Here is a 24461-nt window from a genome sequence, read left to right as displayed (position 1 = left end):
TATTAATGAATGTCTTCGTTAACACACAATGTCGGATCAGACAGCAGTAAATGTGCATCAAGTAATATTTGGCGGTCGGGTGTAATACCGCGCAGATAGCGTTGAGCCTGTTCGCTTAATGTTGCCAGTTGATCCTGAATTTTGTCTAAAGGTATCTCTGCAACACCCAGAATTTCTTCAACTAACAGCCCAAATTCCATCGTGCCATTACTGAGAATAATGACCTGATGTTTAGGGTTCGGCGTGGCTGACATTAAGCCTAATATTTTATCCAAATGCAGCAACGATAGGATGCGGCCACGCAAATTCATAATGCCAGCGACAAAATCAGGCACACAGGGCAGTGGCGTCACATGATTAACGGGCACTATTTCGCGAATATAGCGTGATTCAAACGCATAATTCTCATTTTGTAATCTGAAACAGGTGATATCGATACAACGAATATCATCCTGCGAGGCGGGCGGGCGCACGGCCAGCTGCTTTGCCCGTTCCAATAAAATCTGCTGTTTTTGCTCTGCAGAGAGTTTCATGGCTTAGGCTTCCATTCGTAGTTGTATCAGGAGTTCTCTTAATTGCCCGACTGAAAGTCCTTCGGAATGAGGTAACAGGTCATCATTCTCGTGCATAGTCAGGAAGCGAAGTGCATTATCGAAATGTCGTAAGGCTTCACGTGCGTGTCCTTGCTGCTTTTCCAGATTGCCCAGAGTATAAATCGCCATGATCATATCTGGCTGAAGGTATAGCACTCTGCGCAATGCTTCTCTGGCTTCATTGGGTTTGTCCAGTTCCTGGAGGATCATCGCATGCAGATAATGGGCTTGCGTATCCAACTTATGTTGAGACAGATAAGTCACACAGTGTTCATGAGCTTCGTCAAGCAGGCCCTGATTAGCCAGCTCTTGGGCGAGCACCAGATGTTCGGCGCTGGAGATCTGTTTTTTCTGTGGAATCAGCTGATTGATTGCAGGGTATAAATCAGGTTTTACCGGAAAAGACCACGCATCAGAGTGACCCTGAGGTTGAATGAGATAGTGTGCCGGGGGAGTGAAGGCCGGATTATCGGGTATCAAGCTCATTTTTCGGGGATGCCTGACGTCTTTTTTGCGAAATAGAAAGGCATTACCGCATTGAATGGTTTCAAATTCCGGTTGGAAGTAGTGTGAACACTCGGTCTGGCTGACGACTAACCACCCTCCAGGAGTTAGTGCGCGGGAGAAACGGCTGACAATTTCACGAATCGTTTCAGCCGAGAAATACATCAACACATTGCGGCAGAACAGAACATCGACCTGATGAGTACCATTACTTGGTGACGGATAATCCTGCTGTGCCAAATTAAGCGGATTGAACTGCACCATATTGCGAATGTGGCTATGCAGTTGAAACGAGCCATCGCTTTGCTGATCAAAATAGCGCTGTTTATAGTGGGTGGGGGTGGCCCGGAAAGACCAGGTTTTATAATTTCCTTGAATGGCCTTTTGCAATGATTGCTGATTGATGTCGGTAGCAAGAATAGAGATATCCCAATGCTCGGCATCAGGTAACTGTGCATCCAATGTCATGGCTAAGGAATAAGGTTCTTCACCAGAGGCACACCCTGCGCTCCAGATCTTCAGTTTTCGGCCTTGTTGTTGCCGGATAACGGGAATAATCGTATTAATCAGTGCATCAAGCGCATCAGGTTCGCGAAAGAAGTAGGTTTCACCCACCGTCAATGCTTCAATGAAGAGTTGTAGCTCAGAGGCAGAAAGCTTACCGGAGAGCAAATTACCGCACAGCAGGCTTCGTTGTTGGTAACCTAACTGTTGCGTGATCTGATTTAATTTCCGATCCAGATCAGGAAGTCGGTCTCTGCCGTGATGAATGCCATAATGCTGAGATATAAAATCCCTGACTTGGTAAATGTCATCCAGAAGCAGACTATCTATCAGAAGCCGGCTATCCATGCTGAGCGCCATCCATTGCTAATGTTAAATCAGCCTGTGGTTGTTGCTCAAAATAGCGCAGACACGAAGGCAGATCCTGAATCATGACCATGCCATCTTCCAGCGCCAGAAGCCCTTGCCAGGGAGAATGACGACCTAAGAGGCTGCTTGCCACAAGAATATCTGCTGAATTTGCCTGAATGACCTGATGTACCGCATCGGCAATCAAGATGACGCGTTGTTCGTTATTTCTGGTCAGAATAAAGATATCGTCGATGTCCAGATCTCGTTCTGGCAAAGACAATAAGCGTCGGGTGTTCACAACTGGCAATAATTCGCCCTGCACATTAACAACACCCTGTAGCACAGGTGAAGATTGTGCGACAGGGGTTATGGCTGCAGATCGTGTAACTCGCTCAACATCGGCTAGTGGCAATGCATAGAGGTGGTTATCCAGACGAAAGACAAACAGTGGCGTAACTGCAGACTCCAGAAGAAACTCCTTTTCTTGATACACAGCAAGCGATGAAAACAGATCCTAATTCTTCATTATTACAAATTTAGTGCTTGCTAAACAATCATCTTTATCAGCTTTCGCTGACCAGTTCACCATCAGGTTCAGAAAATTCAAGGCTATGATAACGCCATGCTTGCATATGGGAAGGCCACCCCTGTGCAGACCATCCGCCCTTTAACAACAGATGATGCAGGAACGCCTCTTTATCAGGCAGTTGACGCCAGACAGCCGGTAAAAAAGTGGCGCGATGATAGCCGTCGCTTAACCATAATCCGTCACTAAACGGCACCAATGCTGCTAATAAGGCTTCTCTGCTGGTGGCCGGAAGCGGTTCTCGCTCACTTAAGAGTGAAATACTAATTGTGCACTTCGGTAGTTCTTCGGCAGTTAAAGGCGAAAATCGGGGGTCTTGGAATGCGGCTGCACTGGCAAAGTAGGGGATGGCTTGCTGCAAAGGCATGTCCTGCTCCAGTGTCCCAATACACCCCCTTAGCTCGCCATGACGATGCAGCGTGACAAAACAACCCAATTTGAGATTTCCACTGGGTAATGTAACCGGCGTATCTGCATTGGGTATCCAGTGCGACAAAATATGCTGTCGCGCTAGGCTTAACATGGCTTGGCGTTCGGATAATTCAATAGAGGGCAAAAGCGGCATATCCCACCACCCGTTGTTTGTCTGATGATGTGTCCCCCGAGGTACATTTCGCCAGCAGTGTGATATCCAGCTGTTGCTGTTGTGCCCAGCGTAAAGCACCGTTCAGGGCGTAACTGCCGCAGGCCTGATCACCTCTCAGTGAACCATTGAACTGCAAGATCTGCTGGATGGTGGCATCGTCATATTGCCGGGCAAGATCCTGAGTGAGGTAATGACTCAGATCTGTACTGACAATGGCCAGCGTGTCGTCATTCATGAGCAGATCCAATGCGCGGCAGACAGTTTCCGGCGGACAATCGCCGACAACGAGCGGAATGAGCTGAAACTCACCAAGCTGATATTGTAAAAACGGGAGCTGCACCTCAATTGCATGTTCCTGTTGATGCGCTTCCGTGGCTGCGATAAAACCGGGCTGGGTCAGCAGTAACTGCAGGGCTTCTTTATCCAGTGGAATTTTGCCGAGCGGGGTCGCTTCAGCATCCCATCTGGTTGGTACGGCAATTCCACGAACATAGACACGGTGTGCCGGACACATGATCACGACCCGCTTAAATTCTCCCGGCTGCAACAGCTTGTAGCCTTGTGCAGCAATCTCGCCAGAAAAGCGATAACCGGCATGCGGGAGGATCAGCATACGCGGAGCGCGATTACTTTTTTGTTCCGACGGCAGATGATGTTGCAGCCAGCTTTGAAGCGTGTCTGGGTCTGCGGGATAAAACATATCTGCAACGGCGGGTTGATGGATAACCTGCATACCATCTCCAGTGTGATAGATGTCATCTACAATTATAGTGTCACCCTGGAGGTTGTATGGATAATTCAGACAATACGGTTTCGACCTGCTACTGGCGCCATTTAGATAATGATCATGTGGTTTGTACGCTCTGTCCGCGAGAGTGTGAGTTACGCGATGGGAAGCGGGGCGTTTGCTATGTTCGTATGGCGCAAGGTGGCGAAATTGTGTTGACCAGCTATGGTCGTTCCAGCGGATTTTGTATCGATCCGATAGAAAAAAAACCGCTACATCATTTCCTGCCGGGCACGCCCGTACTGTCGTTTGGGACGGCGGGGTGCAATCTGACTTGTGCCTTTTGTCAGAATTGGGATATCAGTAAATCACGCCACATGGAAACGCTGAGTGCTTCGGCCTCCCCAGAGCAATTAGCCAAAATGGCCGAGCAAACAGGCAGTCGTTCGGTTGCCTTTACCTATAACGACCCCGTTATTTTTATGGAGTATGCCATTGATGTCGCAGCGGCCTGTCACGCTCGGGATATCAAAACGATAGCTGTCACGGCGGGATATATTAATCCGGAACCAAGGCGTGAGTTTTTTGCTGCAATGGATGCCGCGAATGTAGATTTAAAGGGGTTTAGTGAGTCGTTTTATCACAAAATTTGTGGCGGACATTTAGCACCGGTATTGGATACGTTGCGTTATCTCAAACACGAAACACCGGTTTGGTTTGAGATCACCACGTTGCTGATCCCCGGAGAGAATGATTCTGTCGCAGAATTAGAAGCCATGTGTCAGTGGATCGCGGATGAACTCGGGCCGGATGTCCCTTTGCACTTTACGGCTTTTCACCCTGATTTTCACATGCTGGATAAACCGCCGACACCTCTGACAACCCTGTTGCAGGCGCGTAAAATCGCCAAAGCGCATGGTCTTAATTATGTGTATGTCGGCAATGTTCACGATGTGGCGGATGGCAGTACCTGGTGTCCTTCCTGTGGCAAATTACTCATAGAACGGGATTATTACCGGCTGGGTAAATGGGCGTTGCATGACGGCCATTGCCAGCATTGTGGCACTCAAATTCCCGGTGTCTTTGAAAATCAGCCGGGAACATGGGGGCCGAGACGATTACCGGTTGAAATTAAATAACCATTGTATGAACTGTGTGGTTGTTGGCTTCTACTTCTATAAGAAATTGGCCTGACAGGGGGGCTGCCAGACCAATTTAGTTATACCTTAATTTTCAGGATGTTTAAGCAATCGCGACTCTTGCCGCTTTGATTTTTTTCATGGTGATTGCCACGATAGCGGTTGTGAGAGCACCGGCAACCATTGCAGCCAGCGCCAACAGCGGTTTATTCATGGCACCCAGCAGCGCCACAATCGGACCACCATGGGCAACAGAGTTGGTCACACCGAATACAAAGGCCATGACGGCGGCCACGATGCTACCCAGCATGTTAGCGGGGATCACAGCCAACGGATCTTGCGCTGCAAATGGAATGGCTCCTTCAGAAATACCGACAAGACCCATCGCACCAGCCGCTTTACCGGCTTCGATTTCATCTTCATCGAACAGATCCATGTTACGACCCAAAAAGGTGGCTAAGCCCATTCCCAATGGCGCAACCGGAATGGCGCACGCCATTGCTCCCATAAATTGGGTCTGACCTGATGCGATCATGCCGACAGAGAACAGGAACGCCACTTTGTTCACCGGGCCGCCCATATCAAAGCCAGCCATACCGCCAATGACGATGCCGAGCAGAACCAGACTGCCGCCACTCATGGAAACCAGCATGGTGTTCAGACCACTCATCAGACTGGCAATGGGGGCGCCGATGATGAAGATAAACAAGGCCGCGATAAATAACGTACCAAACAGTGGTGCAATTAAAATGGGCACCAGAGGACGGATCATCTTGTTGTAGTCACGGGTGGCAATCCAGCGCACGACATAACCGACCAATAACCCGGCGACGATAGCACCAATGAACCCCGTACCGGCAGTTGCACCATAGAACGAACCATCATTCGCAATCCAGCCACCGATAAAACCCGGTGCCAGTGCCGGACGATCACCAATGGCATAGGCGATATAACCGGCCAGGATTGGGATCATCAGTTTGAACGCGACGACACCGACATTCAGAACTGAATTCCACATACTACCTTGCGGGATCACCATTCCACCTGATGTTGGATTGCCACCAATTGCGAGTGATAGCGCAATTAACAAACCACCAGTGACAACAAATGGAATCATGTGAGAGACACCATTCATCAAAAAGCGGTAGAGATCGGAACGCGCTTGAGTAGATTTAGAACCTTCTGCCGACATGGCATTGCCCTCTGGTTTATAGGGAACGGCCGCTAAGGCTTGTTTAATCAACCCCTTGGCATCTTTGATTGGCGCTTTAACACCGGTTTTGACAACTTTTTTCCCTGCAAACCGATGCATATCCACCTGTTTATCGCAGCCGACAATAATCGCATCGGCCTGAGCTATTTCTTCTGCGGTAGGTGCGTTTTTAACCCCGATGGAACCATTGGTTTCAACTTTAATTTTGTAACCTAATTCTTTGGCTGCTTTTTCTAATGCTTCAGCCGCCAAATAGGTATGCGCGATACCGGCAGGGCAACCAGTAACACCAATGAGGAAGCCTTTATTTTCAGCAGAAACCGCGACCGGCGCTGCTTTGGCCGTTAATAATGCAAGTGCATCACGGCTGGATTTAGCCGCCATAATGGCATTAAAAAAGCCTGGTTCAATTAATTTGGATGAGAGTTCGGCGAGCACATTAATATGATGATCCGCACCTCCGGCAGGAGAAGCAATCATAAAAAACAGTTTAGATGGCTTACCATCTTCAGCACCATATTCGATGCCTTTCCGGCTAATACCAATTACAACAGCAGGTTCAATGACCGCGGAACTTTTGGCGTGAGGCAGGGCGATGCCTTCCTCAAAGCCTGTATTACCAATGGCTTCGCGAGCTTGCACATCTTGCAGGAATTGCAATTTGTCCTGCACTTTACCTTGGGCGGCCAACAATTCGATCATTTCACGAAATACGGCGTCCTTACTGGTTGCCTGCAAATCGAGGCATATCAGTTTTTCATTGATGAGGTTAGTAATCATAGTGATTTCCAATAATTGCTGGTGACTATTCGTCGCCAATATTTCTGAATTATGCAACGCAGAGACATCCATGTTCTGTGGTTGCTGTTCCCCATTAAGCGAAGTCATTATCGGAACATGAGCGCGGGTAAAAAATCGGAAAGAAAACACATGAACTGGATTTTTGTAACATAAAGCATGGATTGTGATGCAGCTCTCATTCCATAGAAAGGCGTTTTTAATCCCTAGGAATGGGGATTTGAACAATACTTTAAGTACCACGATGCTTATTACCTTCAGATCATAATGAAAAAGCGAAATAAGAAAAAAAAAGTACATATCAATTCTTTCGCTCAGAAGTTATCGCATCACTTCTGTGAGCTGTCAGAGTGGGCTTCACAGGCATTAATGCATTTGACTGATCCGGATGAACCGGAGGCTTTACATGATTTACGCGTCAGTTTACGGAGTATGCGTGTCTTGCTTCAGCTTTCTGCCTGTCATAAAGCATTAAGCAAATATAGAAAACAGCTTGGAGTGATTGCGAAATTAACCGGGGATGAGCGGGATCTGGAAGTGGTCTTGAGATTAGCCGAATCACTATTGGCTGAAACCGGAAAGGGTACCGAGCAAATTGTATTTTTGACGGAACATTTACTGCAGTCCCAGACAAAATTACAGAGTGAATTACAACGAGTTGATTTAAAGGTCCAGTTGGCCGACGTCGCTCAGGCGTGGACTAAACAGATCGGGCATAAACAAAAATGCATCTTGCAATCGGCTGCACGAACAAGATTAAAAAATCTGGAAAGACAACTGACGATGGCAGCAGAAAACGTTCAGCTGACTTCACCGATAGACGAGTGGCATGCATTACGTCTGTTAGTCAAAAAACTCAGATACTGGTGTGAAGGGTTCTCTGCTGTGCTGACATCCCACCAGGCAGGACGATTACCCTTGTTGATCCAACTACAGCAGAGATTGGGGCTGTTACATGATTATTATCTGCTGGCAACCCCCTCAGATCAGCGTATTCCATTACCCGTCGAATGGCAGGAAACACTGGACAAGTGGCAACGACATACCTTGTATGAGGCTGCCAACTTGTTGCAGCAGATTAAAATGACCTGGAATAGTTAAAACAGCCCCGGTTTTAACAGCGCCAGCAACGTCATGCATCCCAAGATCGCAAACAGTACTGCCGCAATACCATGTACTAATTTAATCGGCATCTTGTGTGCGATTTTATGGCCTAATAACACAGCGGGAACATTGGCCAGCATCATGCCGCAGGTTGTTCCTGCTACTACAGGCAACAACGCATGGTATTTTGCCGCCAGCGCAATGGTAGCAATTTGGGTTTTATCACCCATTTCAGCCAGAAAGAAAGCAATGATGGTGGTAGTAAAAACACCGAAGTGCGCCAGCTTGGCATCTTTTTCGTCAAATTTATCCGGGATCAGCGTCCACACGGCCATCGCTATAAATGATATACCAAGGACGATCCCCATCGTTTTCGGTTCAATCATCAGACTTAACCATTCGCCTACGGCACCGGCAAAACCATGGTTGATTAAGGTTGAAACCAGAATTCCCAGAATAATAGGAAGCGGCTTTTTGAATTTTGCGGCAAGAATAAAAGCGAGTAACTGGGTTTTATCACCGATTTCGGCTAGGGCAACAATACCGGTTGAAATGAAAAAAGCAGACACTTGATACTCCATGGCCGGAAATTCACCAATGACCACACACCTGTCCGGCCTTGCACAGGGTATGGTCAATGGTCTTGCCAGGTGTATCCATCGTCAGATGATGAATCACTGTTTGCACCATGACCATGAGGGTCAAGTTTGTTGATGCAAACCCTTTAGGGAAAAGGCGGCTACTCCCCAATGACCTGCGCAGTATAATGATTAAATTGAATGTGTCAAAACTAACGCAAAGGGCAAAAGGAAAGGCTAGAAACAACAAAGCCCCGCATAAATGCGAGGCTTTAGAATGATGGTGCCCAGACGCGGAATCGAACCACGGACACGCGGATTTTCAATCCGCTGCTCTACCGACTGAGCTATCTGGGCTTTGGTTGAATGGTGCCGGCTATCGGAATCGAACTGATGACCTACTGATTACAAGTCAGTTGCTCTACCAACTGAGCTAAGCCGGCACGTATTCAACGAGGCGGGATTATAATGAAATTGATCGCGGCGTCTATATCTGAACGTGAATTTTTCGCATTTTCTGGTTCGTTTGCTGATATTTTCGACGAAAGTCAGATTTTTAGGTTTTTTCTGATTTATAGCGGAAGGGAATAACATCAACTAACATCAAATTTAGATATGTCGTTGATTTGGCGGTTATGGACATTTTTATTCTTATCGGCTTGATCATGGTAAATGGTGTCTTTGCAATGTCAGAGGTTGCTTTGCTGACAGCGCGTAAAGTCCGGTTAGCAAAACAGGCCGCAGATGGAAATAAAGGTGCCAAAGCAGCGTTACAGTTGGCGGGAGATCCGACCAATTTCTTATCGACCGTGCAAATAGGCATGACCTCCATCGGCCTGTTGAATGGGATTTTTGGCGAGTCGATTTTAGCTAAGCCATTATCGGAATGGCTGCAACATCTGGGGCTGTCAGCGGCGACTGCAAATCCGTTTTCAATTGTTGTCGTCGTCATCGGAGTTACCTATCTCTCTATTGTCATTGGCGAATTAGTTCCCAAACGCATGGGGCAGTTGCGAGCGGAATGGATTGCCTGCCGGGTCGCCCGGCCCATGCAATTTCTGGCATTGATAACCCATCCGTTTGTACTGCTTTTATCGGCATCCACCCGCCATATGATCCGTTGGAGCGGCATTCAGCAGGATCATACTGCCAATGTCACAGAAGAAGAGATCCATGCCATGCTGGAGGAGGGGTCGGAATCGGGTGTGATTGAACGCAGTGAACACGAAATGGTACGTAATGTATTCCGACTGGATGATCGGACCTTGGCGTCCTTAATGGTGCCTAAAGCCGATATTGTATTTATTGATTTGAATGATTCATTTGATGTTAATTTAAAACGGATCACCACGTCTGAACATTCGAGTTTTCCGGTCTGTCGCGGCGGTTTGAATGAACTAATCGGTGTCATCACGGCGCATCAGGTGATGGTGCAGACTGCGTATGATCTGAAACTTGATTTTGCAGCATTGTCGCATCCTTGTATTTTTGTGCCCGAAACGTTGAGTGGTATGGATCTGCTGGAATACTTTCGATCTTCCGGTTCACACATGGTGTTTGTGGTAGATGAATACAGCGAATTACAGGGCATTGTGACTGTACAGGATGTATTGGAGTCACTCACGGGTGAGTTTTATCAGGAGGATATTGATGATGCCTGGGCGGTACAACGTGAGGATGGCTCTTGGCTATTCGATGGTTTGATTCCGGTTATGGAGCTAAAGGATTTTTTGCAATTGGAGCATTTACCGGAAGAAGAGCGAAATAGCTATCACACCTTGAGTGGATTGGTGATGCTGTTGCTTGGTCGGGTGCCGGCCACGGGAGATACCTTGGTTCTTGATTCGTGGAAACTGGAAGTGGTAGACATGGACGGAATGAGGATCGATAAAGTCCTCGCCAGCCGGATCAATGTTGACAATCTGGACGATAATCCGGATACCGGCGCATAGTCTCCTGAGCAGCATAGTTTCCTGATCAGAGAGGATCTGCAAACTGAGTCTGTATTGTCAGGCGTTCCTCTTTGGCATTTAAAAGTGCCGCCACACAATCGGCATCCAGGCGTCCCGCTGCCACTTCTTTTTCCAGTTCAGCGATGACATCTTGTTCGGTCCAGGCTGTTTTGTAAGGCCGTTTCGTGGATAGGGCATCATAAACATCCGCAATAGCCACAATCCGTGCTTCGACAGGGATCTGCTCCATCGTTAACCCCAACGGATAACCCCGGCCATCTCCACGTTCGTGATGACCGGCAACAACATTTCGCATGATAGAAGAGGCGTTATCCAGATTGAGGCCTAGATCTTCGACCATCTGATCAATCATCGCTGTTCCCAGTTGTACATGCTGTTGCATGATTTGCCATTCATCAGCATCCAGCCTGCCTGGTTTGAGAAGGATTTTATCAGGGATACCCACTTTGCCAATGTCATGCAACGGGGCGAAAAGATGCAGGTACTCGATAAATTCATCACTCAGATTAAATTTTTCAGCCACACCTTGGGCGATTAAACGCGAATACTTTGCCATTCTGTCCAGATGGTTTCCAGTTTCCAGATCTCTGATCTTCGCAAAATCAGTGGCCAGATGAACGGTATTGATGAGTGATTTCACCGCGGCCAGTTCCAGCAAATAGAGATGGGCAGCCAGATCGGCAAAGACGTCCAAAAAGTGCACGGTATTTTTCTGAAAAGCATTGGCTTGGCAAGAATCGAAAAACAGGAAGGCGACAAACGTATTTCCCTGAAAAATCGGGATGGTGTAGCTACTGAGATAGCGTTGCTGATGCAGCCAGTTTGTATGTGTCGTCTTTGCGTGAAATGAGTTATCAATGTCATGCACGATCCGGCTTTTGCGGTCATGAATCAATGCCTGAAGAGAGGGAATGTCAGAGATACGGGCTTCGTAATGTTGTAATGGTATGCCGTGTGGGGTACTACTGACGAAAGTTTTGAGTAAATCGGTTTGGGGGTCATAAATCGCAATAGCGATTCTATCAATAAAGTGATAACGCCCACGAATCAACTCATGCAAATTAGCAAGGCGTTGTGATAAATCCTGCTTGGTCATGGGGAGTGCGTCCATGATTTGATTCGTCTGCTGCTGCATGCTCAGTCTCCAGTTTACCCCTTTCTTTTCTACAGCGTAGTTTATCTCGCATATTCTGTTTGTGAGTCAATCAGTAATATAAATACGTTAATGTGTGAATGCGTGCGTATAACAGCGACAAAATTGGAGCAGTGTGTGGAGCTGGTTGGAACATGAGATAAAAAAGCAGGCTATACTGAAGTTCGTGGAATCAGCAGTAAAAGTGATTCCATAATTTGTCTTAGATCATTTTTTTCATACTTAGATCATAAAAATATAAATAAAACACAACATTTTATTAACAGGCTTTAGGTCGGTTTTTACAATAGACCGATCCACATAGGATATGTGATATTCCCGTTCGACGGAGCTGTTAAATGATAAAAAATAGGTTTTGGTGGCTGTTGCCATCGTCAATGCCTTTGTTGTTAAGTGGTTGTAATATGGCCCTGCTTGATCCGAAAGGGGCAATCGGGATGGAACAGAAATCATTGATCCTGACGGCTATTGGGCTGATGCTCATCGTCGTTGTTCCAGTAATTATCATGACCTTTCTGTTTGCCTGGAAATATCGGGCTTCCAATAAGAACGCGACATATGCGCCTGACTGGTCGCATTCCAATAAAATTGAATTTGTCGTGTGGACTATTCCCCTCATCATCATTTTGATTCTGGGAACCATCACTTGGCGTTCAACCCATGCGTTAGATCCCCGTGAGCCGATCTACTCAGAGAAGAAACCGCTGGTTATCGAAGCGGTCTCGATGGATTGGAAATGGTTATTCATTTACCCGGAACAAGGCATTGCAACCGTCAATGAGATCTATTTCCCTGCTAATGTCCCTGTGCAGTTCAAGGTCACCTCTGACTCGGTCATGAATTCGTTCTTTATTCCGCAGTTGGGTAGCCAGATCTACGCTATGGCTGGAATGAGAAACCAGGTTCACTTGATTGCGAATGAAGAAGGTGCCTTTAAGGGGATTTCCGCCAACTACAGCGGTGCTGGTTTTTCAGGCATGAAATTCATGGCGTATGCCACATCGCAGGATAAGTTCACCGACTGGGTTGCGAAAGTGAAGCAAGCGCCAAAGAGTCTGCAATGGGCGGATTATAAGGCGTTGTCTAAGCCAACTCAGAATAATCCTGTTGAATATTATTCATCAGTCAAAGCTGGATTATACGACGACATCATTAATCAATTCATGGGGTCAGGTATGCAGCATGCTGCAATGCCGACTGAAACCATGAAGAAAGAAATGAATCACGACATGGAGCAAGGTATGCACATGCCATCTCAATCTGGCTCCGGGGAATAAGCAATGTCAATGTTTGGTAAGTTAACTCTTGATGCGATCCCATTCCATGAACCGATCATTATGGTGACTGTGAGTGCGATCATTCTGGGCGGTATTCTGGTGGTTGCCGCCATGACCTATTTCAAAAAATGGGCTTGGTTGTGGAATGAGTGGTTGACATCAGTCGACCACAAGAAAATTGGCATCATGTATATCGCGGTTGCAATGTTGATGTTACTGCGCGGTTTTGCCGATGCCATCATGATGCGTGCGCAGATGGCGTTGGCGTCGGGAGGTTCAGAAGGATTTCTGAATTCTCATCATTATGATCAGATCTTCACTGCACATGGTGTGATCATGATTTTCTTCATGGCGATGCCGTTCATGGTGGGCCTGATGAATATTGTGGTGCCCTTGCAGATTGGGGCTCGTGACGTGGCATTTCCGTTCCTGAACTCCCTGAGCTTCTGGTTGTTTGTGGTCGGTGTGGCGTTGATCAATATCTCGCTTGGTGTGGGTGAGTTTGCGCAGACGGGTTGGCTGGCTTATCCGCCATTATCCGGGCATCAATACAGCCCTGGGGTCGGGGTGGACTATTGGATCTGGAGCTTGCAAATCTCGGGGATCGGCACGTTGCTGACTGGGGTGAATTTCTTTGTCACCGTGTTGAAAATGCGTGCTCCGGGAATGACGTTGATGAAAATGCCGGTGTTTACCTGGACGGCGTTGTGCTCTAACGTACTGATCATCATTGCGTTCCCAATTCTGACCGTCACCATCGCCTTATTGACGCTGGATCGTTATATCGGTACTCATTTCTTCACTAACGATTTCGGTGGCAACCAGATGATGTATGTCAATCTCATCTGGGCTTGGGGACATCCTGAAGTCTATATTCTGGTTCTGCCTGCATTTGGTATTTTTTCTGAGGTCGTTGCGACTTACTGTAAGAAACGCCTGTTTGGGTATACTTCATTAGTATGGGCAACCGCTGCCATTACCGTGTTGTCCTTCATTGTTTGGTTGCACCATTTCTTCACCATGGGGGCAGGCGCTAACGTCAACGCCTTCTTCGGTATTGCCACTATGATTATCTCGATCCCGACCGGGGTTAAGATTTTCAACTGGTTGTTTACGATGTACCGAGGTCGTGTTGAGTTCAGTACACCAATTCTCTGGACGCTGGGCTTTTTGGTGACATTCTCAATCGGTGGGATGACCGGTGTCTTGTTATCCGTGCCGGGTGCAGATTTCGTATTACACAACAGTGTGTTCCTGATTGCACATTTCCATAACACCATTATTGGTGGTGTGGTGTTCGGTTATCTGGCTGGGTTTAACTACTGGTTCCCGAAAGCAATGGGCTTCAAACTGAACGAAAAACTGGGTAAGACCGCATTTTGGTTGTGGATCACCGGTTTCTTCTTTGCTTTCGTACCGCTTTATATTCTGGGCTTCATGGGGATGACCCGTCGTCTGAGCCACAACATTGATCCGGCCTATCATCCGTTATTGATGGTGGCGGTATTTGGTGCGGTATTGATCTTCTGCGGTATCCTGACTCAGTTGTTGCAATTAGCGGTCAGTATTAAGGATCGTCACCAATTGCGTGATGAAACAGGTGATCCATGGGGTGGTCGTACCTTGGAATGGGCTACTTCATCGCCACCACCGTTTTATAACTTTGCGCAAATCCCGCATATCCATGATCGCGATGCGTTTTGGGATATGAAAGAGCAAGGTACGGCTTATCAGCAACCAGCAAAGTACAGTGAAATTCACATGCCTAAAAATACCAGCGCAGGTGTTTTCATCGGGATGTTCAGCCTGGTCATGGGCTTTGCCTTGATATGGTATATCTGGTGGATGGCTATCCTCGGCTTTGTGGGTGTGATTGCAACCTGGATTATCTATTCCTTCAATAAGGATGTGGATTACTACGTGCCAGTTGATGTAGTCACAAAAATTGAAAATGAACACTTTAAACAAGTTAAACAGGCAGGGGTGAAGCATGTCGGCTGAAATTTTAAATCACCAGTCTGCGCATGCCGCCGAGCATGAGCACCATGATACAGGTGGTAATTCAGTATTCGGATTCTGGATTTACCTGATGAGTGACTGCATTTTGTTTGCGAGTATTTTCGCAACCTATGCAGTGCTATCTAAAAACTTTGCCGGGGGGCCAACCGGCAAAGATATTTTTGAATTACCTTATGTGCTGGTCGAAACCTTTTGCCTGTTGATCAGTAGTGTGACCTATGGGTTTGCTATTTTGGCGATGAATAAAGGCAACCAGTCAGGTGTGATCAGATGGTTGATGGTGACATTTCTGTTTGGTGCTGCCTTCATTGGCATGGAACTCAATGAATTCCATCATTTGATATCAGAGGGTTTCGGCCCTGATCGCAGTGCATTTTTATCCGGTTTCTTTGCGCTGATTGGTACTCACGGTCTGCACGTGTTTTCTGGTCTGGTGTGGATGATTGTGCTGATGATCCAGGTGGCACAAAATGGACTGACTGCCACCAATAACACGCGTCTGATGTGTCTGAGTCTGTTCTGGCACTTCCTGGATATCGTGTGGATCTGTGTGTTTACTGTGGTTTATCTGACGGGGGTACTGTAATGAGTCATCCAGTTAATCATTCCGGTGCCAGCCACGGAACAACAAAGTCTTATATCACTGGCTTTATCCTGTCAGTGATTTTGACTGTGATTCCATTCTGGTTAGTCATGTCTCCATCTTTGCCGAAACCGACCATTCTGATGATCATTGTCGGTTTTGCACTGGTTCAGATTTTGGTGCAGCTGGGTTATTTCCTGCATATGAATACTAAATCTGACGAAGGTTGGAATATGATTTCCTTTGTATTTACGGTGCTTATCATTGCTATTGTTGTGGTGGGTTCCTTATGGATCATGTTCCACCTCAATACCAATATGATGGGTTAATAAAGAGCGGATGACATGATCAAGCAGTACCTGCTCGTAACCAAACCTGGGATCATTTTTGGTAATTTGGTTTCAGTGATTGGTGGTTTTTTCCTGGCTTCCAAAGGAAGCCTGGATTTTCCGCTGTTTCTGGCAACAATCACCGGCGTTTCGCTGGTGATTGCTTCTGGCTGTGCGTTCAATAACTACATTGATCAGGATATTGACGGTCTGATGGAAAGAACCCGAAACCGGGTATTGGTTAAAGGGCTCATTTCACCAAAAACAACCTTGATCTATGCCGCCATCCTGGGAATTGCGGGTTTTGGATTGTTGTGGCTGATGACAAATCCGCTGGCGACGGCTCTGGCTTTCATGGGGTTTGTCGTTTATGTCGGGTTATACAGTCTCTGGTTAAAGCGCACCTCGGTTTACGGCACTTTGATCGGCAGCCTTTCTGGTGCGGCTCCCCCAGTTATCGGTTATTGCGCCGTCAGCAACCGGTTTGATATTGCTGCCTTTCTGCTGCTCTTGATATTCAGCCTCTGGCAAATGCCGCATTCTTATGCCATTGCCATCTTTCGGTTTAAAGATTACCAATCGGCATCTATTCCTGTTTTGCCGGTTAAATACGGTATTTCTGTGACCAAAAATCATATATTGCGTTATATTTTGGCTTTTGCTGTTGCAACCTTGATGCTGACGCTGAGCGGTTATGCTGGTTATACCTATTTTATCGTGGCAGCGTTGATTGGCATTGGTTGGACGGCAATGGCATTTGCTGGTTTCAAAGCGGTTGATGATCGGATCTGGGCAAAAAAATTGTTCATTTTTTCGATAGTTGCTATCACCCTGTTGAGTGTGATGATGTCTGTTGATTTCACCACACCAAATCCGGCTCAATTTCTGACGTTTCTGGGTTAGTAGTTCATGCATGACCATCTGATGACCGTTGAAGAACGCCGGGCCACTTGGGGGCTCGGTGCTGTTTTTTCTTTGCGTATGCTTGGCATGTTTATGGTGTTACCTGTCCTTACCACTTATGGTATGCAATTGCAGGGCGCTAATGAAACCCTGATTGGTTTTGCCATCGGTATTTATGGGTTAGCTCAAGCGATTTTTCAGATCCCCTTTGGATTATTATCCGACAAAGTAGGGCGTACACCGCTGATTGTCGGCGGGTTACTTATTTTTGTAGCGGGTAGTGTTGTTGCCGCGCTGAGTGATTCAATCTGGGGCGTTATCTTCGGTCGCGGGCTGCAGGGGGCTGGGGCTATCTCGGCGGCAGTTATGGCGTTGCTGTCTGATTTAACCCGCGAACAACACCGCACGAAAGCCATGGCATTTATCGGTGTCAGTTTCGGCATCACATTTGCCGTTGCAATGGTACTGGGGCCAATAATTACACATGCGTTAGGGCTATCAGCACTCTTTTGGGGAATTGCAATCTTCGCATTGAGTGGCATAGTCATTACGTTAACGATAGTGCCGAAACCGTCACATCATCTGATGAACCGCGAATCGGGTATTGTGAAAGATCACTTCTGGCTGGTCTTACGCAACAGCCGCTTGCTCAAATTGAATTTGGGAATCATGAGCTTACACGTTCTGCTGATGTCCAGTTTTGTTGCACTCCCGATCGCAATGGAACATGCTGGCTTTTTGCGCCAGCAACAATGGATGGTGTATCTGGTGACAATGACGGTGTCATTTGTTGCAGTGATTCCATTTGTGATTTACGCAGAAAAAAAACGACAAATGAAACGTGTGTTTGTCGGCTGTGTGCTGACGCTGTTAGCGGCTGAGTTAACGCTTTGGCAAGCCGGATTACATCTGTGGGTTTTATTTGCAGGTATTCAGTTATTCTTTATCGCATTCAATGTGATGGAAGCCATATTACCTTCGTTGATCAGCAAAGAAGCACCAGTGGGTTATAAAGGAACTGCAATGGGCATTTATTCCACCAGTCAGTTCATTGGCGTTGCTGTAGGTGGTAGTTTCGGTGGCTGGTTATTGCAATCGGGTGGAACCTCGATGGTCTTTATCGGGGGCGCATGCGTTGCAATGCTTTGGTTCGGTCTGAGTTTGACGATGCGCGAACCGCCTTATGTCAGCAGCTTACGGATTGTCTTGTCGAAAACGGCCATTACCCAAGCGGATCAACTCGCCAATAATATCAAAGCACAACCCGGCGTTGCCGATGTGGTGTTGGTGGTCGATGAAATGGCCGCGTATGTGAAAGTGGATACTAAACAGACATCCCGTCGTGATCTTGAACAGATTGTTGCCAGCGCAGGGTAGGTAATTAGTTTAGTTACTGGTAACGTAATGCTGCATTCTTTTGTTCATTTCATTTTCATGAGGAGTCTGCAGCATGACCCGACACCTGAATAAAGACACGACGGTTTGTATGTCGTTGGCGGCGCGGCCGAGTAACTTTGGCACGCGTTTCCACAATTTTCTTTATGATGCATTAGATCTCGATTACCTCTACAAAGCATTTACGACCACCGATCTTGCAGCGGCGATTGGCGGTGTCCGCGCCTTAGGTATTCGGGGATGTGCTATTTCAATGCCATTCAAAGAAGCCTGTATTCCAATGCTGGATGAACTGGATGCATCCGCCAAAGCCATTGATTCTGTCAACACCATAGTCAATACCAACGGCTATTTGAAAGCCTATAACACCGATTACATTGCCATTGCAAAATTGCTGGTGGAACACCAGGTTTCAAACCGATTTTCATTCATTTTGCGTGGTAGCGGCGGGATGGCTAAAGCCGTAGCCTGTGCCTTGAAAGACGCGGGTTTTACACAGGGGCATATTGTCGCGCGTAACGAGAATGCGGGTAAACATCTGGCTGAATTGTATGGTTTCGAGTGGCATCCTGATCTGAATGGATTACAAGCTGACGTGATCATTAATGTGACGCCTATCGGCATGGCGGGGAGCGTGGATGCGGAAACACTGTCCTTTTCTGAAGAAACCATTCAGGCTGCACAAGTTGTCTTCGATGTAGTGGCATTACCCGCAGAAACTCCGTTGATCCGTTATGCCAAGTCGCAAGGCAAAAAAGTAATAACCGGTGCAGAGGTCTTTGCTATTCAAGCGGTAGAACAGTTTGTGCTCTACACCGGGATCCGACCCAGTGATGAGTTGTTCCAACTGGCGGCAAAATATGCTCGGGGTTGAGCGATGTTGGTGCTTTAAATTTTCTAGATTTCTTGCGTTGGCCGCATAGCACTCAGATAACGGGCAAAACAGATATGGGTATCACAGTTTGCTTTTGCCCGATACATGGCCGTGTCAGCACTCTGAATGATGGCATCTACACTATCCCCATTGTCAGGATAGCTCGCGATGCCGATACTGGCTGAGACAGTCAGCTGATAGCCATTCACCTGGCAGGGTTGTCGAATTTCATCGCGCAGTTTGATAGCCAGATTTTCTAAACTTTCTGCATCATTGAATTCCGGTAACAAGATGACGAATTCATCACCGCCTTGGCGGCAAACCGTATCGGATCCCCGCACATTTTTTAATAAACGCTGTGCCACGATTTTTAAAATATCGTCCCCAATACTGTGTCCATACTCATCATTGATGGGTTTAAACCGGTCGAGATCAATGAACAAAATCGCTAAACGTCTTTTGTAGCGACGAGCGAGATTAAGGGCCTGAGTTGCTCTTTCAACCAATAGCAGTCGATTAGGTAACCCTGTCAGATAATCATGGTGGGCGAGATATTGAATGCGTGTTTCCGCTTCCCAGCGTTCTGATATATCCAGAAACAGGCCGACATAGTTAACGACATTGCCTTTCCGATCTAATACACGGCTGATGGAGAGTAATTCAGGAAGTAGCTGTCCATCTTTTTTACGATTAACGATTTCACCTTCCCAATGGCCGTTTTGCTCTATCGCGTGCCACATGGTTTTGTAAAAATCCTTATTCTGTTGGCCCGATGAGAGAATGCTAGGGCTTTGATACAAGACTTCATCCAGAGAATAACCGGTGATCCGTGTGAAAGCCGGATTAACCGTAATGATCCGTTTATCGGCATCAGTCACCATGATGCCTCCTGGGCTGGCATCCAGAACGATGCTTGCCAGCTGCATTGCCTCTTCGTTTTTTCGTTGTTCAGTTATATCGTCGATCACAATCACAATCCCAATGATTTGACCTGTTTTGTTGCGGAAGGGCTGGCCGTTGGAAAGAGCGATGAACTCGTTGTGATCGTTCAGTTTAAAGCGTTGTTCCAGCGAAAAAGCGGGATGTTCATTGGTTAATAATTGATCGATAGCCCGAATGAATTCATCTTTTTGTTCCATCGTTAATAACTGGTAAAAATTCTGGTGTTGCAACGTGGAGAAAGGCTGCTTAAATAACTCAGCAACACGTTGATTGGTATAAATGATTTCACCATCGGTTCCAATCAATAGCACTGCCACACTGGAAGTATCATATATCGCACGTAGCAAGGCTTCTCGCTCCGCGAGGTTGATATTGGCTTGTTCCGTGTTCGTCAATGCTTTTGTGATCCGTAAATGCGCATTGACGACGACATAACTCAGAAATGCACTCAGTAAACTCAAGATCACGCCTGCACTCATGACGATATTGCTACTTCTGCTCGAGCTAACAACATCCCAATAAGCAGGGAGTGGGGTGACTTGCAATGTCCAATTCGTACCTAAAACTTGCAGGTTACGAGTCATTCCAGTTTGACCGGAAAGCGATAAATTAGCCGGGGTGGTATCAATCATGAGTTCAGCAGGATCTGCCTTGTTACCAGAATAGAGCCGGAGTGCTATTTTTTGCGAAAAATTAGAATATTCATGGGTGAGAAAATGACTGAGTAGTTCATTGAGCTCTATAGCACCATAAACCCAACCAACCAAAGCACCTCTGCGTTGCTGTATCGTCGAAGTCGGCATGTTGTGATGATAAACTGGAAGGAAAATGATCACGCCGGGTTGGGGTAATTCATTATTTTCCGGTTTCAGTAGAATTTTATCGGTCATTACTGCAGAAGCTGTATCCCTCGCTTGTTCTGCGGCCTGTCTCCGAATGGGCTCAACTAACATATCAAAGCCCATGACGCGGCGGCTGCGCCAATTTAGCGGTTCAATATACAGAATGGATGAATATATCGGGCGATCGCCAGGAGGAACTATCCTATAGTCTGGAAAACCTTCAGCTCTCACTGCCGCAATATGCTGTGTTATTTCTGCTTTGGGGATCAGAGGGCTATAACCGATCCCCTGAATACCGTGGTGATAGACAGGCAACTGTAGTGCATCAACGTAGTGATGAAACTCGTCCCGTGATACGTCATTGCTACTTGAGAATAATCCTGCCACACCACGCAATATATCGGCATGAAAAACAACCCGCCGCATCAGACTGGTGGCCAGCTCATTCGCTCGGATATTGAACTCAGATTGGATTTGATTGGTTTCTTGCTGACGAAGATTCGCGACCTCACTCCAGGTTAGCAGCAGGCACAGAATTAGAACCAATGCCGGAATAAAGGTGAAAATTCGCGGTTTGATCACAAAGCCAGAGGCAGAATGAGGCAATTAAAACTCCTTGTGAGCGTCTGTCTTTGTTGACCTGCTGCGTCAGTTGTATCGTCCATGGTAGATCGCCATATTCAGCGTTATTGAACTCAAGTATAGCTTCGATAATTTCATATTTTCTCTATTTATCAAACAGAAATGCCTTTTGTCTGCAGGCGGCCTCCTATTTATCAATCTCGGCTAGGCGGGATAGCAAATCAGGTTATGAAAATTCACCGGCTTTTGACTGTTATTGCGGTAACCATGCGGTTGTGCAGCATCAAAACGCATGGCATCTCCAGCGGAGAGTGAGTGCCATTGACCATGGCTCATGATGTCTAAATCACCATCTAATGGGATCACATGCTCAATCACCCCAGTGGCATGGGCGGCTGAAAGATGTTCGACACCGGCCGGTAAGGTGACTTGCAGCAGCTCAAATCTGAAAGTTGGATCAAACGGAATGATCGCTTTGGCGGCAATATCATGTCGAATTTCTGGCGAATCAGCATGACGCCAGATGTCTTGTATTGGCGTAGTCGGTTCCAGAAAGGTCGAGAATGAGGTTTCAAAACCCGTTGCTATTTTCCAGAGCGTTGCAATGGTCGGGCTGGATTCCCCGCGTTCGATTTGACCCAGCATGGCTTTACTGACACCGGTTGAGGTTGCCGTTTTATCCAGACTCCAGCCTTTTTGGGTACGTAGCAAGTGAAGGGTTGAGGCGATGTGCTGATTAATGTCTTGCATATGCGTTCCGGTTTGTTTTTGTTGTGCGTTATAGCGCACGCGAGAAAGGTGTGCTAGTTTGGTCGTTATAACGCACAAACAGGATCTAGCCTAGACGGACGCGGTGATTTTGTCATGTTGGGCATTAAATTGAGGGAGTATGCATGCGCTTTGCTTTGAGTTTGCCAGTGGCGGGAATCGTCGCGAATCTGGTCGGTTTCAGCAGCTCGGTGGCATTGATCTTTCAGGCGGCGAACAGTATGACGGGCGCCACTGCACAGTTGACCAGTTCATGGCTGTTTGCGCTTTGTATTGGTTCCGGGGTCAGTACCTTGATCCTTTCTTTGTATTATCGACAACCCGTTTTAACAGCTTGGTCAACACCAGGTGCTGCTTTGTTGATTGGGAGCCTGCAGGGCGTTTCACCAGCATTGGCCACCGGTGCTTTTCTGTTTTCTGCATTGATGATCACGCTGTGCGGTATGACCGGGCTATTTGCCCGATTGATGCATAAGATCCCGACTGCATTGGCATCGGCAATGCTGGCAGGGGTATTGGTGCATTTTGGTATGAAAGTGTTTGAACAGATGCCCGTTCAGCCCATGCTAATTCTAAGCATGTTGCTGGTGTATCTGTTGGCGAAGCGGTTTTATCCCCGTTATGCGATCTTGTTGGTCTTGCTGATCGGCGGTGTGGTTGCCAGACAGCAGGGGCTATTACATACCAATATTCAGTCATTGACGTTTGTATCTCCGGTGCTGACATGGCCGTCTTTTGATATTGCGACCCTGCTGGGGGTGGGGTTGCCATTGTTTATTGTGACCATGGCTTCACAGAACTTACCGGGTATTGCAGTCATGCGCGCAAATGGTTATCAGGCGCCGGTATCGGCAGCATTGACGGTGACTGGGGTGATCAATCTGGTGTTGGCACCACTGGGGTGTTTTGCGATTAATTTGGCGGCAATTACGGCGGCAATTTGCATGGGGCCGGAAGCACATGAAGAACCTAAACAACGCTACAAGGCGGCTGTCTTTGCAGGTGTTGGCTATCTGATTGCGGGGATATTTGGTGCCAGTATCGTGACACTGTTTGCCATTTTGCCCTCGGCATTGGTCATGGGCGTCGCTGGAATTGCTTTGTTCGGTACGATTGGGGCGAGTTTGCATGCAGCATTACAGAATGAAAGCCAACGCGAAGCTGCGTTACTGACCTTTCTGGTCACGGCGAGCGGATTAACTCTGTGCGGGATTGGTTCAGCGTTTTGGGGGTTGGTGGTAGGGGTTTTAGTCGTGATGTGCTACCGGAAGTGGTAGCACATCAACATCACTTATTTAGCCAGTGACTCAGGTAATTCTTCCCGAATTTTAGCCAGCAGTGCTTTTACGACACGTGGGTTACCGCACACGATGTTACCGCTGTTGTCATAGTTATGACCACCAGCAAAATCGGTGGCAATAGCGCCAGCTTCACGTGCGATCAGTTCACCGGCCGCCAGATCCCAAGGTTTCAGGCCCAGTTCCCAATAACCATCCATGCGGCCGGCAGCAACGTAGGCCAGATCCAGACTGGCTGCGCCTGCACGACGGATGTCGGCACATTCCTGGAAAATGTTGTTGAACATGGTCAGGAAAGATTGGTAGTGGTGACGGTGACGATGTGGGAATGCGGTAGCTAACACACAGCCGCCCAGATCTTTGGCATTAGCACAACGGATACGATAGCCGTTCAGTTGCGCGCCAGCGCCACGAGAGGCAGTAAATAATTCATCACGGATAGGGTCATAGACGACACCCACTTCGGTACGGCCTTTGATACGCAGTGCAATAGAGACTGCGAAATGAGGAATGCCTTTTACAAAATTGGTCGTGCCATCCAGTGGGTCGATGATCCATTGGTAATCAGCATCTTTGCCGTTAGTCAGACCGCTTTCTTCTGCCACAATGGCGTGGTCTGGATAGGATTTTTTGATAGTCTGAATGATTACGTTTTCCGCTTCACGATCAACGTTGGTCACTAAATCGTTCATAGCCTTTTGCATGGTTTCAACTTTGCTTGGATCAGCAAAATTCTTAACAATAACTTGACCTGCACTACGGGCTGCGCGAACAGCAATATTCAGCATGGGATGCATAATGGATTCACCACTGGATGTTAAAGAACGGGGTTAAGAAAAC

General features: G+C 47.2%; 22 protein-coding genes, 2 tRNA genes and 1 riboswitch. Of the genes, 11 read left to right on the top strand and 13 right to left on the bottom strand.

Annotated elements, in window-relative coordinates; all coding sequences use genetic code 11:
• Window positions 1-2 precede the first annotated feature (2 nt).
• The 5 genes from H027_RS0102580 to amrB all read right to left on the bottom strand — a co-directional run bounded on the left by H027_RS0102580 (window position 3) and on the right by amrB (window position 3857).
• Window positions 3-533: a chemotaxis protein CheW gene (locus H027_RS0102580; RefSeq protein WP_024870971.1), complete on the bottom strand. Its 531-nt coding sequence runs from the start codon at window positions 531-533 to the stop codon at window positions 3-5.
• A 3-nt stretch (window positions 534-536) separates the two neighbouring features.
• The gene (locus H027_RS18240; protein ID WP_024870970.1) at window positions 537-1949 is read right to left on the bottom strand and encodes a CheR family methyltransferase; all 1413 of its coding nucleotides are present in this window, start codon (window positions 1947-1949) and stop codon (window positions 537-539) included.
• Complete coding sequence (locus tag H027_RS0102570) at window positions 1942-2445, bottom strand: chemotaxis protein CheW (protein ID WP_024870969.1); 504 nt, start codon at window positions 2443-2445, stop codon at window positions 1942-1944. The genes H027_RS18240 and H027_RS0102570 overlap by 8 nt, the downstream gene beginning before the upstream one ends.
• Before the next feature lie 70 nt (window positions 2446-2515).
• Window positions 2516-3103 carry an AmmeMemoRadiSam system protein A gene (gene amrA / locus H027_RS17405; RefSeq protein ID WP_024870968.1) on the bottom strand — a complete coding sequence of 196 codons (588 nt, stop codon included), beginning with the start codon at window positions 3101-3103 and terminating at the stop codon, window positions 2516-2518.
• Window positions 3081-3857, bottom strand: coding sequence for an AmmeMemoRadiSam system protein B (gene amrB / locus H027_RS0102560; RefSeq protein ID WP_024870967.1), 777 nt, complete (start codon window positions 3855-3857; stop codon window positions 3081-3083). Before amrB ends, amrA begins: the two co-directional genes overlap by 23 nt.
• Window positions 3858-3913: 56 nt before the next feature.
• Between amrB and amrS the strand changes: the two genes are divergently transcribed.
• The gene (amrS, locus tag H027_RS0102555) at window positions 3914-4990 is read left to right on the top strand and encodes an AmmeMemoRadiSam system radical SAM enzyme (RefSeq protein ID WP_024870966.1); all 1077 of its coding nucleotides are present in this window, start codon (window positions 3914-3916) and stop codon (window positions 4988-4990) included.
• Between the two features lie 103 nt (window positions 4991-5093).
• Here the strand turns inward: amrS and H027_RS0102550 are convergent, their stop codons facing one another.
• Window positions 5094-6983, bottom strand: a complete 1890-nt coding sequence (locus H027_RS0102550) for a PTS fructose transporter subunit IIABC (RefSeq protein WP_024870965.1) — start codon at window positions 6981-6983, stop codon at window positions 5094-5096.
• Between the two features lie 285 nt (window positions 6984-7268).
• Between H027_RS0102550 and H027_RS0102545 the strand changes: the two genes are divergently transcribed.
• Complete coding sequence (locus tag H027_RS0102545; RefSeq protein ID WP_024870964.1) at window positions 7269-8102, top strand: CHAD domain-containing protein; 834 nt, start codon at window positions 7269-7271, stop codon at window positions 8100-8102.
• On the opposite strand, the gene H027_RS0102540 is transcribed toward H027_RS0102545, so the two are convergent.
• The 3 genes from H027_RS0102540 to H027_RS0102525 all read right to left on the bottom strand — a co-directional run bounded on the left by H027_RS0102540 (window position 8099) and on the right by H027_RS0102525 (window position 9126).
• Complete coding sequence (locus tag H027_RS0102540; RefSeq protein WP_024870963.1) at window positions 8099-8674, bottom strand: TMEM165/GDT1 family protein; 576 nt, start codon at window positions 8672-8674, stop codon at window positions 8099-8101. The genes H027_RS0102545 and H027_RS0102540 overlap by 4 nt on opposite strands.
• A 2-nt stretch (window positions 8675-8676) precedes the next feature.
• A riboswitch (yybP-ykoY riboswitch) is annotated at window positions 8677-8865 on the bottom strand.
• A gap of 99 nt (window positions 8866-8964) precedes the next feature.
• Window positions 8965-9040 (bottom strand) — tRNA-Phe (locus H027_RS0102530).
• A 10-nt stretch (window positions 9041-9050) separates the two neighbouring features.
• Window positions 9051-9126: transfer RNA gene (locus H027_RS0102525), tRNA-Thr, on the bottom strand.
• A 192-nt stretch (window positions 9127-9318) separates the two neighbouring features.
• Between H027_RS0102525 and H027_RS0102520 the strand changes: the two genes are divergently transcribed.
• Window positions 9319-10635 carry a hemolysin family protein gene (locus H027_RS0102520; protein ID WP_024870962.1) on the top strand — a complete coding sequence of 439 codons (1317 nt, stop codon included), beginning with the start codon at window positions 9319-9321 and terminating at the stop codon, window positions 10633-10635.
• A 25-nt stretch (window positions 10636-10660) separates the two neighbouring features.
• Here the strand turns inward: H027_RS0102520 and H027_RS0102515 are convergent, their stop codons facing one another.
• Window positions 10661-11791, bottom strand: a complete 1131-nt coding sequence (locus H027_RS0102515; RefSeq protein ID WP_024870961.1) for an HD-GYP domain-containing protein — start codon at window positions 11789-11791, stop codon at window positions 10661-10663.
• A 356-nt stretch (window positions 11792-12147) separates the two neighbouring features.
• Between H027_RS0102515 and cyoA the strand changes: the two genes are divergently transcribed.
• The 7 genes from cyoA (at window position 12148) to H027_RS0102480 (ending at window position 19189) form a co-directional block, all read left to right on the top strand.
• Complete coding sequence (cyoA, locus tag H027_RS0102510) at window positions 12148-13086, top strand: ubiquinol oxidase subunit II (RefSeq protein ID WP_024870960.1); 939 nt, start codon at window positions 12148-12150, stop codon at window positions 13084-13086.
• A gap of 9 nt (window positions 13087-13095) precedes the next feature.
• Window positions 13096-15087: a cytochrome o ubiquinol oxidase subunit I gene (gene cyoB, locus H027_RS0102505; protein WP_024870959.1), complete on the top strand. Its 1992-nt coding sequence runs from the start codon at window positions 13096-13098 to the stop codon at window positions 15085-15087.
• Window positions 15077-15691 (top strand): cytochrome o ubiquinol oxidase subunit III, encoded by a 615-nt coding sequence (locus tag H027_RS0102500; protein WP_024870958.1) that lies wholly within the window; start codon window positions 15077-15079, stop codon window positions 15689-15691. Before cyoB ends, H027_RS0102500 begins: the two co-directional genes overlap by 11 nt.
• Window positions 15691-16017: a cytochrome o ubiquinol oxidase subunit IV gene (locus H027_RS0102495; RefSeq protein ID WP_024870957.1), complete on the top strand. Its 327-nt coding sequence runs from the start codon at window positions 15691-15693 to the stop codon at window positions 16015-16017. Before H027_RS0102500 ends, H027_RS0102495 begins: the two co-directional genes overlap by 1 nt.
• A gap of 15 nt (window positions 16018-16032) precedes the next feature.
• Window positions 16033-16920: a heme o synthase gene (gene cyoE, locus H027_RS0102490; RefSeq protein WP_024870956.1), complete on the top strand. Its 888-nt coding sequence runs from the start codon at window positions 16033-16035 to the stop codon at window positions 16918-16920.
• Window positions 16921-16926: 6 nt separating this feature from the next.
• On the top strand, window positions 16927-18297 hold the full coding sequence (locus tag H027_RS0102485) for an MFS transporter (RefSeq protein WP_024870955.1): 1371 nt from the start codon (window positions 16927-16929) through the stop codon (window positions 18295-18297).
• Between the two features lie 73 nt (window positions 18298-18370).
• Complete coding sequence (locus H027_RS0102480; protein WP_024870954.1) at window positions 18371-19189, top strand: shikimate 5-dehydrogenase; 819 nt, start codon at window positions 18371-18373, stop codon at window positions 19187-19189.
• 23 nt (window positions 19190-19212) lie between these two features.
• On the opposite strand, the gene H027_RS0102475 is transcribed toward H027_RS0102480, so the two are convergent.
• Window positions 19213-21579: a CHASE domain-containing protein gene (locus H027_RS0102475; RefSeq protein WP_024870953.1), complete on the bottom strand. Its 2367-nt coding sequence runs from the start codon at window positions 21577-21579 to the stop codon at window positions 19213-19215.
• A gap of 180 nt (window positions 21580-21759) precedes the next feature.
• Window positions 21760-22305 (bottom strand): helix-turn-helix domain-containing protein, encoded by a 546-nt coding sequence (locus H027_RS0102470; RefSeq protein WP_024870952.1) that lies wholly within the window; start codon window positions 22303-22305, stop codon window positions 21760-21762.
• Window positions 22306-22448: 143 nt separating this feature from the next.
• On the opposite strand from H027_RS0102470, the gene H027_RS0102465 reads away from it, so the two are divergent.
• Entirely contained in the window at window positions 22449-23600 is a 1152-nt protein-coding gene (locus H027_RS0102465) for a benzoate/H(+) symporter BenE family transporter (RefSeq protein ID WP_024870951.1), read from the top strand.
• 14 nt (window positions 23601-23614) lie between these two features.
• Here the strand turns inward: H027_RS0102465 and suhB are convergent, their stop codons facing one another.
• Complete coding sequence (suhB, locus tag H027_RS0102460) at window positions 23615-24418, bottom strand: inositol-1-monophosphatase (protein WP_024870950.1); 804 nt, start codon at window positions 24416-24418, stop codon at window positions 23615-23617.
• Window positions 24419-24461 lie beyond the last annotated feature (43 nt).

This window comes from Tolumonas lignilytica (assembly GCF_000527035.1).
GTDB classification, from domain to species: Bacteria; Pseudomonadota; Gammaproteobacteria; order Enterobacterales; family Aeromonadaceae; genus Tolumonas; species Tolumonas lignilytica.
This window is presented reverse-complemented; position numbering and strand designations above follow the sequence as displayed.

Excerpts from the sequence above, each read along its gene's own strand:
- cyoB (WP_024870959.1), top strand. The coding sequence starts at position 13,096 with ATGTTTGGTAAGTTAACTCTTGATGCGATCCCATTCCATGAACCGATC.
- H027_RS0102470 (WP_024870952.1), bottom strand. The coding sequence starts at position 22,305 with ATGCAAGACATTAATCAGCACATCGCCTCAACCCTTCACTTGCTACGT.
- H027_RS0102550 (WP_024870965.1), bottom strand. The coding sequence starts at position 6,983 with ATGATTACTAACCTCATCAATGAAAAACTGATATGCCTCGATTTGCAG.
- H027_RS0102480 (WP_024870954.1), top strand. The coding sequence starts at position 18,371 with ATGACCCGACACCTGAATAAAGACACGACGGTTTGTATGTCGTTGGCG.
- H027_RS0102545 (WP_024870964.1), top strand. The coding sequence starts at position 7,269 with ATGAAAAAGCGAAATAAGAAAAAAAAAGTACATATCAATTCTTTCGCT.
- H027_RS18240 (WP_024870970.1), bottom strand. The coding sequence starts at position 1,949 with ATGGATAGCCGGCTTCTGATAGATAGTCTGCTTCTGGATGACATTTAC.
- cyoA (WP_024870960.1), top strand. The coding sequence starts at position 12,148 with ATGATAAAAAATAGGTTTTGGTGGCTGTTGCCATCGTCAATGCCTTTG.
- cyoE (WP_024870956.1), top strand. The coding sequence starts at position 16,033 with ATGATCAAGCAGTACCTGCTCGTAACCAAACCTGGGATCATTTTTGGT.
- H027_RS0102515 (WP_024870961.1), bottom strand. The coding sequence starts at position 11,791 with ATGCAGCAGCAGACGAATCAAATCATGGACGCACTCCCCATGACCAAG.
- H027_RS0102485 (WP_024870955.1), top strand. The coding sequence starts at position 16,927 with ATGCATGACCATCTGATGACCGTTGAAGAACGCCGGGCCACTTGGGGG.
- H027_RS0102580 (WP_024870971.1), bottom strand. The coding sequence starts at position 533 with ATGAAACTCTCTGCAGAGCAAAAACAGCAGATTTTATTGGAACGGGCA.
- suhB (WP_024870950.1), bottom strand. The coding sequence starts at position 24,418 with ATGCATCCCATGCTGAATATTGCTGTTCGCGCAGCCCGTAGTGCAGGT.
- H027_RS0102495 (WP_024870957.1), top strand. The coding sequence starts at position 15,691 with ATGAGTCATCCAGTTAATCATTCCGGTGCCAGCCACGGAACAACAAAG.
- H027_RS0102520 (WP_024870962.1), top strand. The coding sequence starts at position 9,319 with ATGGACATTTTTATTCTTATCGGCTTGATCATGGTAAATGGTGTCTTT.
- H027_RS0102465 (WP_024870951.1), top strand. The coding sequence starts at position 22,449 with ATGCGCTTTGCTTTGAGTTTGCCAGTGGCGGGAATCGTCGCGAATCTG.
- H027_RS0102500 (WP_024870958.1), top strand. The coding sequence starts at position 15,077 with ATGTCGGCTGAAATTTTAAATCACCAGTCTGCGCATGCCGCCGAGCAT.
- amrS (WP_024870966.1), top strand. The coding sequence starts at position 3,914 with ATGGATAATTCAGACAATACGGTTTCGACCTGCTACTGGCGCCATTTA.
- amrB (WP_024870967.1), bottom strand. The coding sequence starts at position 3,857 with ATGCAGGTTATCCATCAACCCGCCGTTGCAGATATGTTTTATCCCGCA.
- amrA (WP_024870968.1), bottom strand. The coding sequence starts at position 3,103 with ATGCCGCTTTTGCCCTCTATTGAATTATCCGAACGCCAAGCCATGTTA.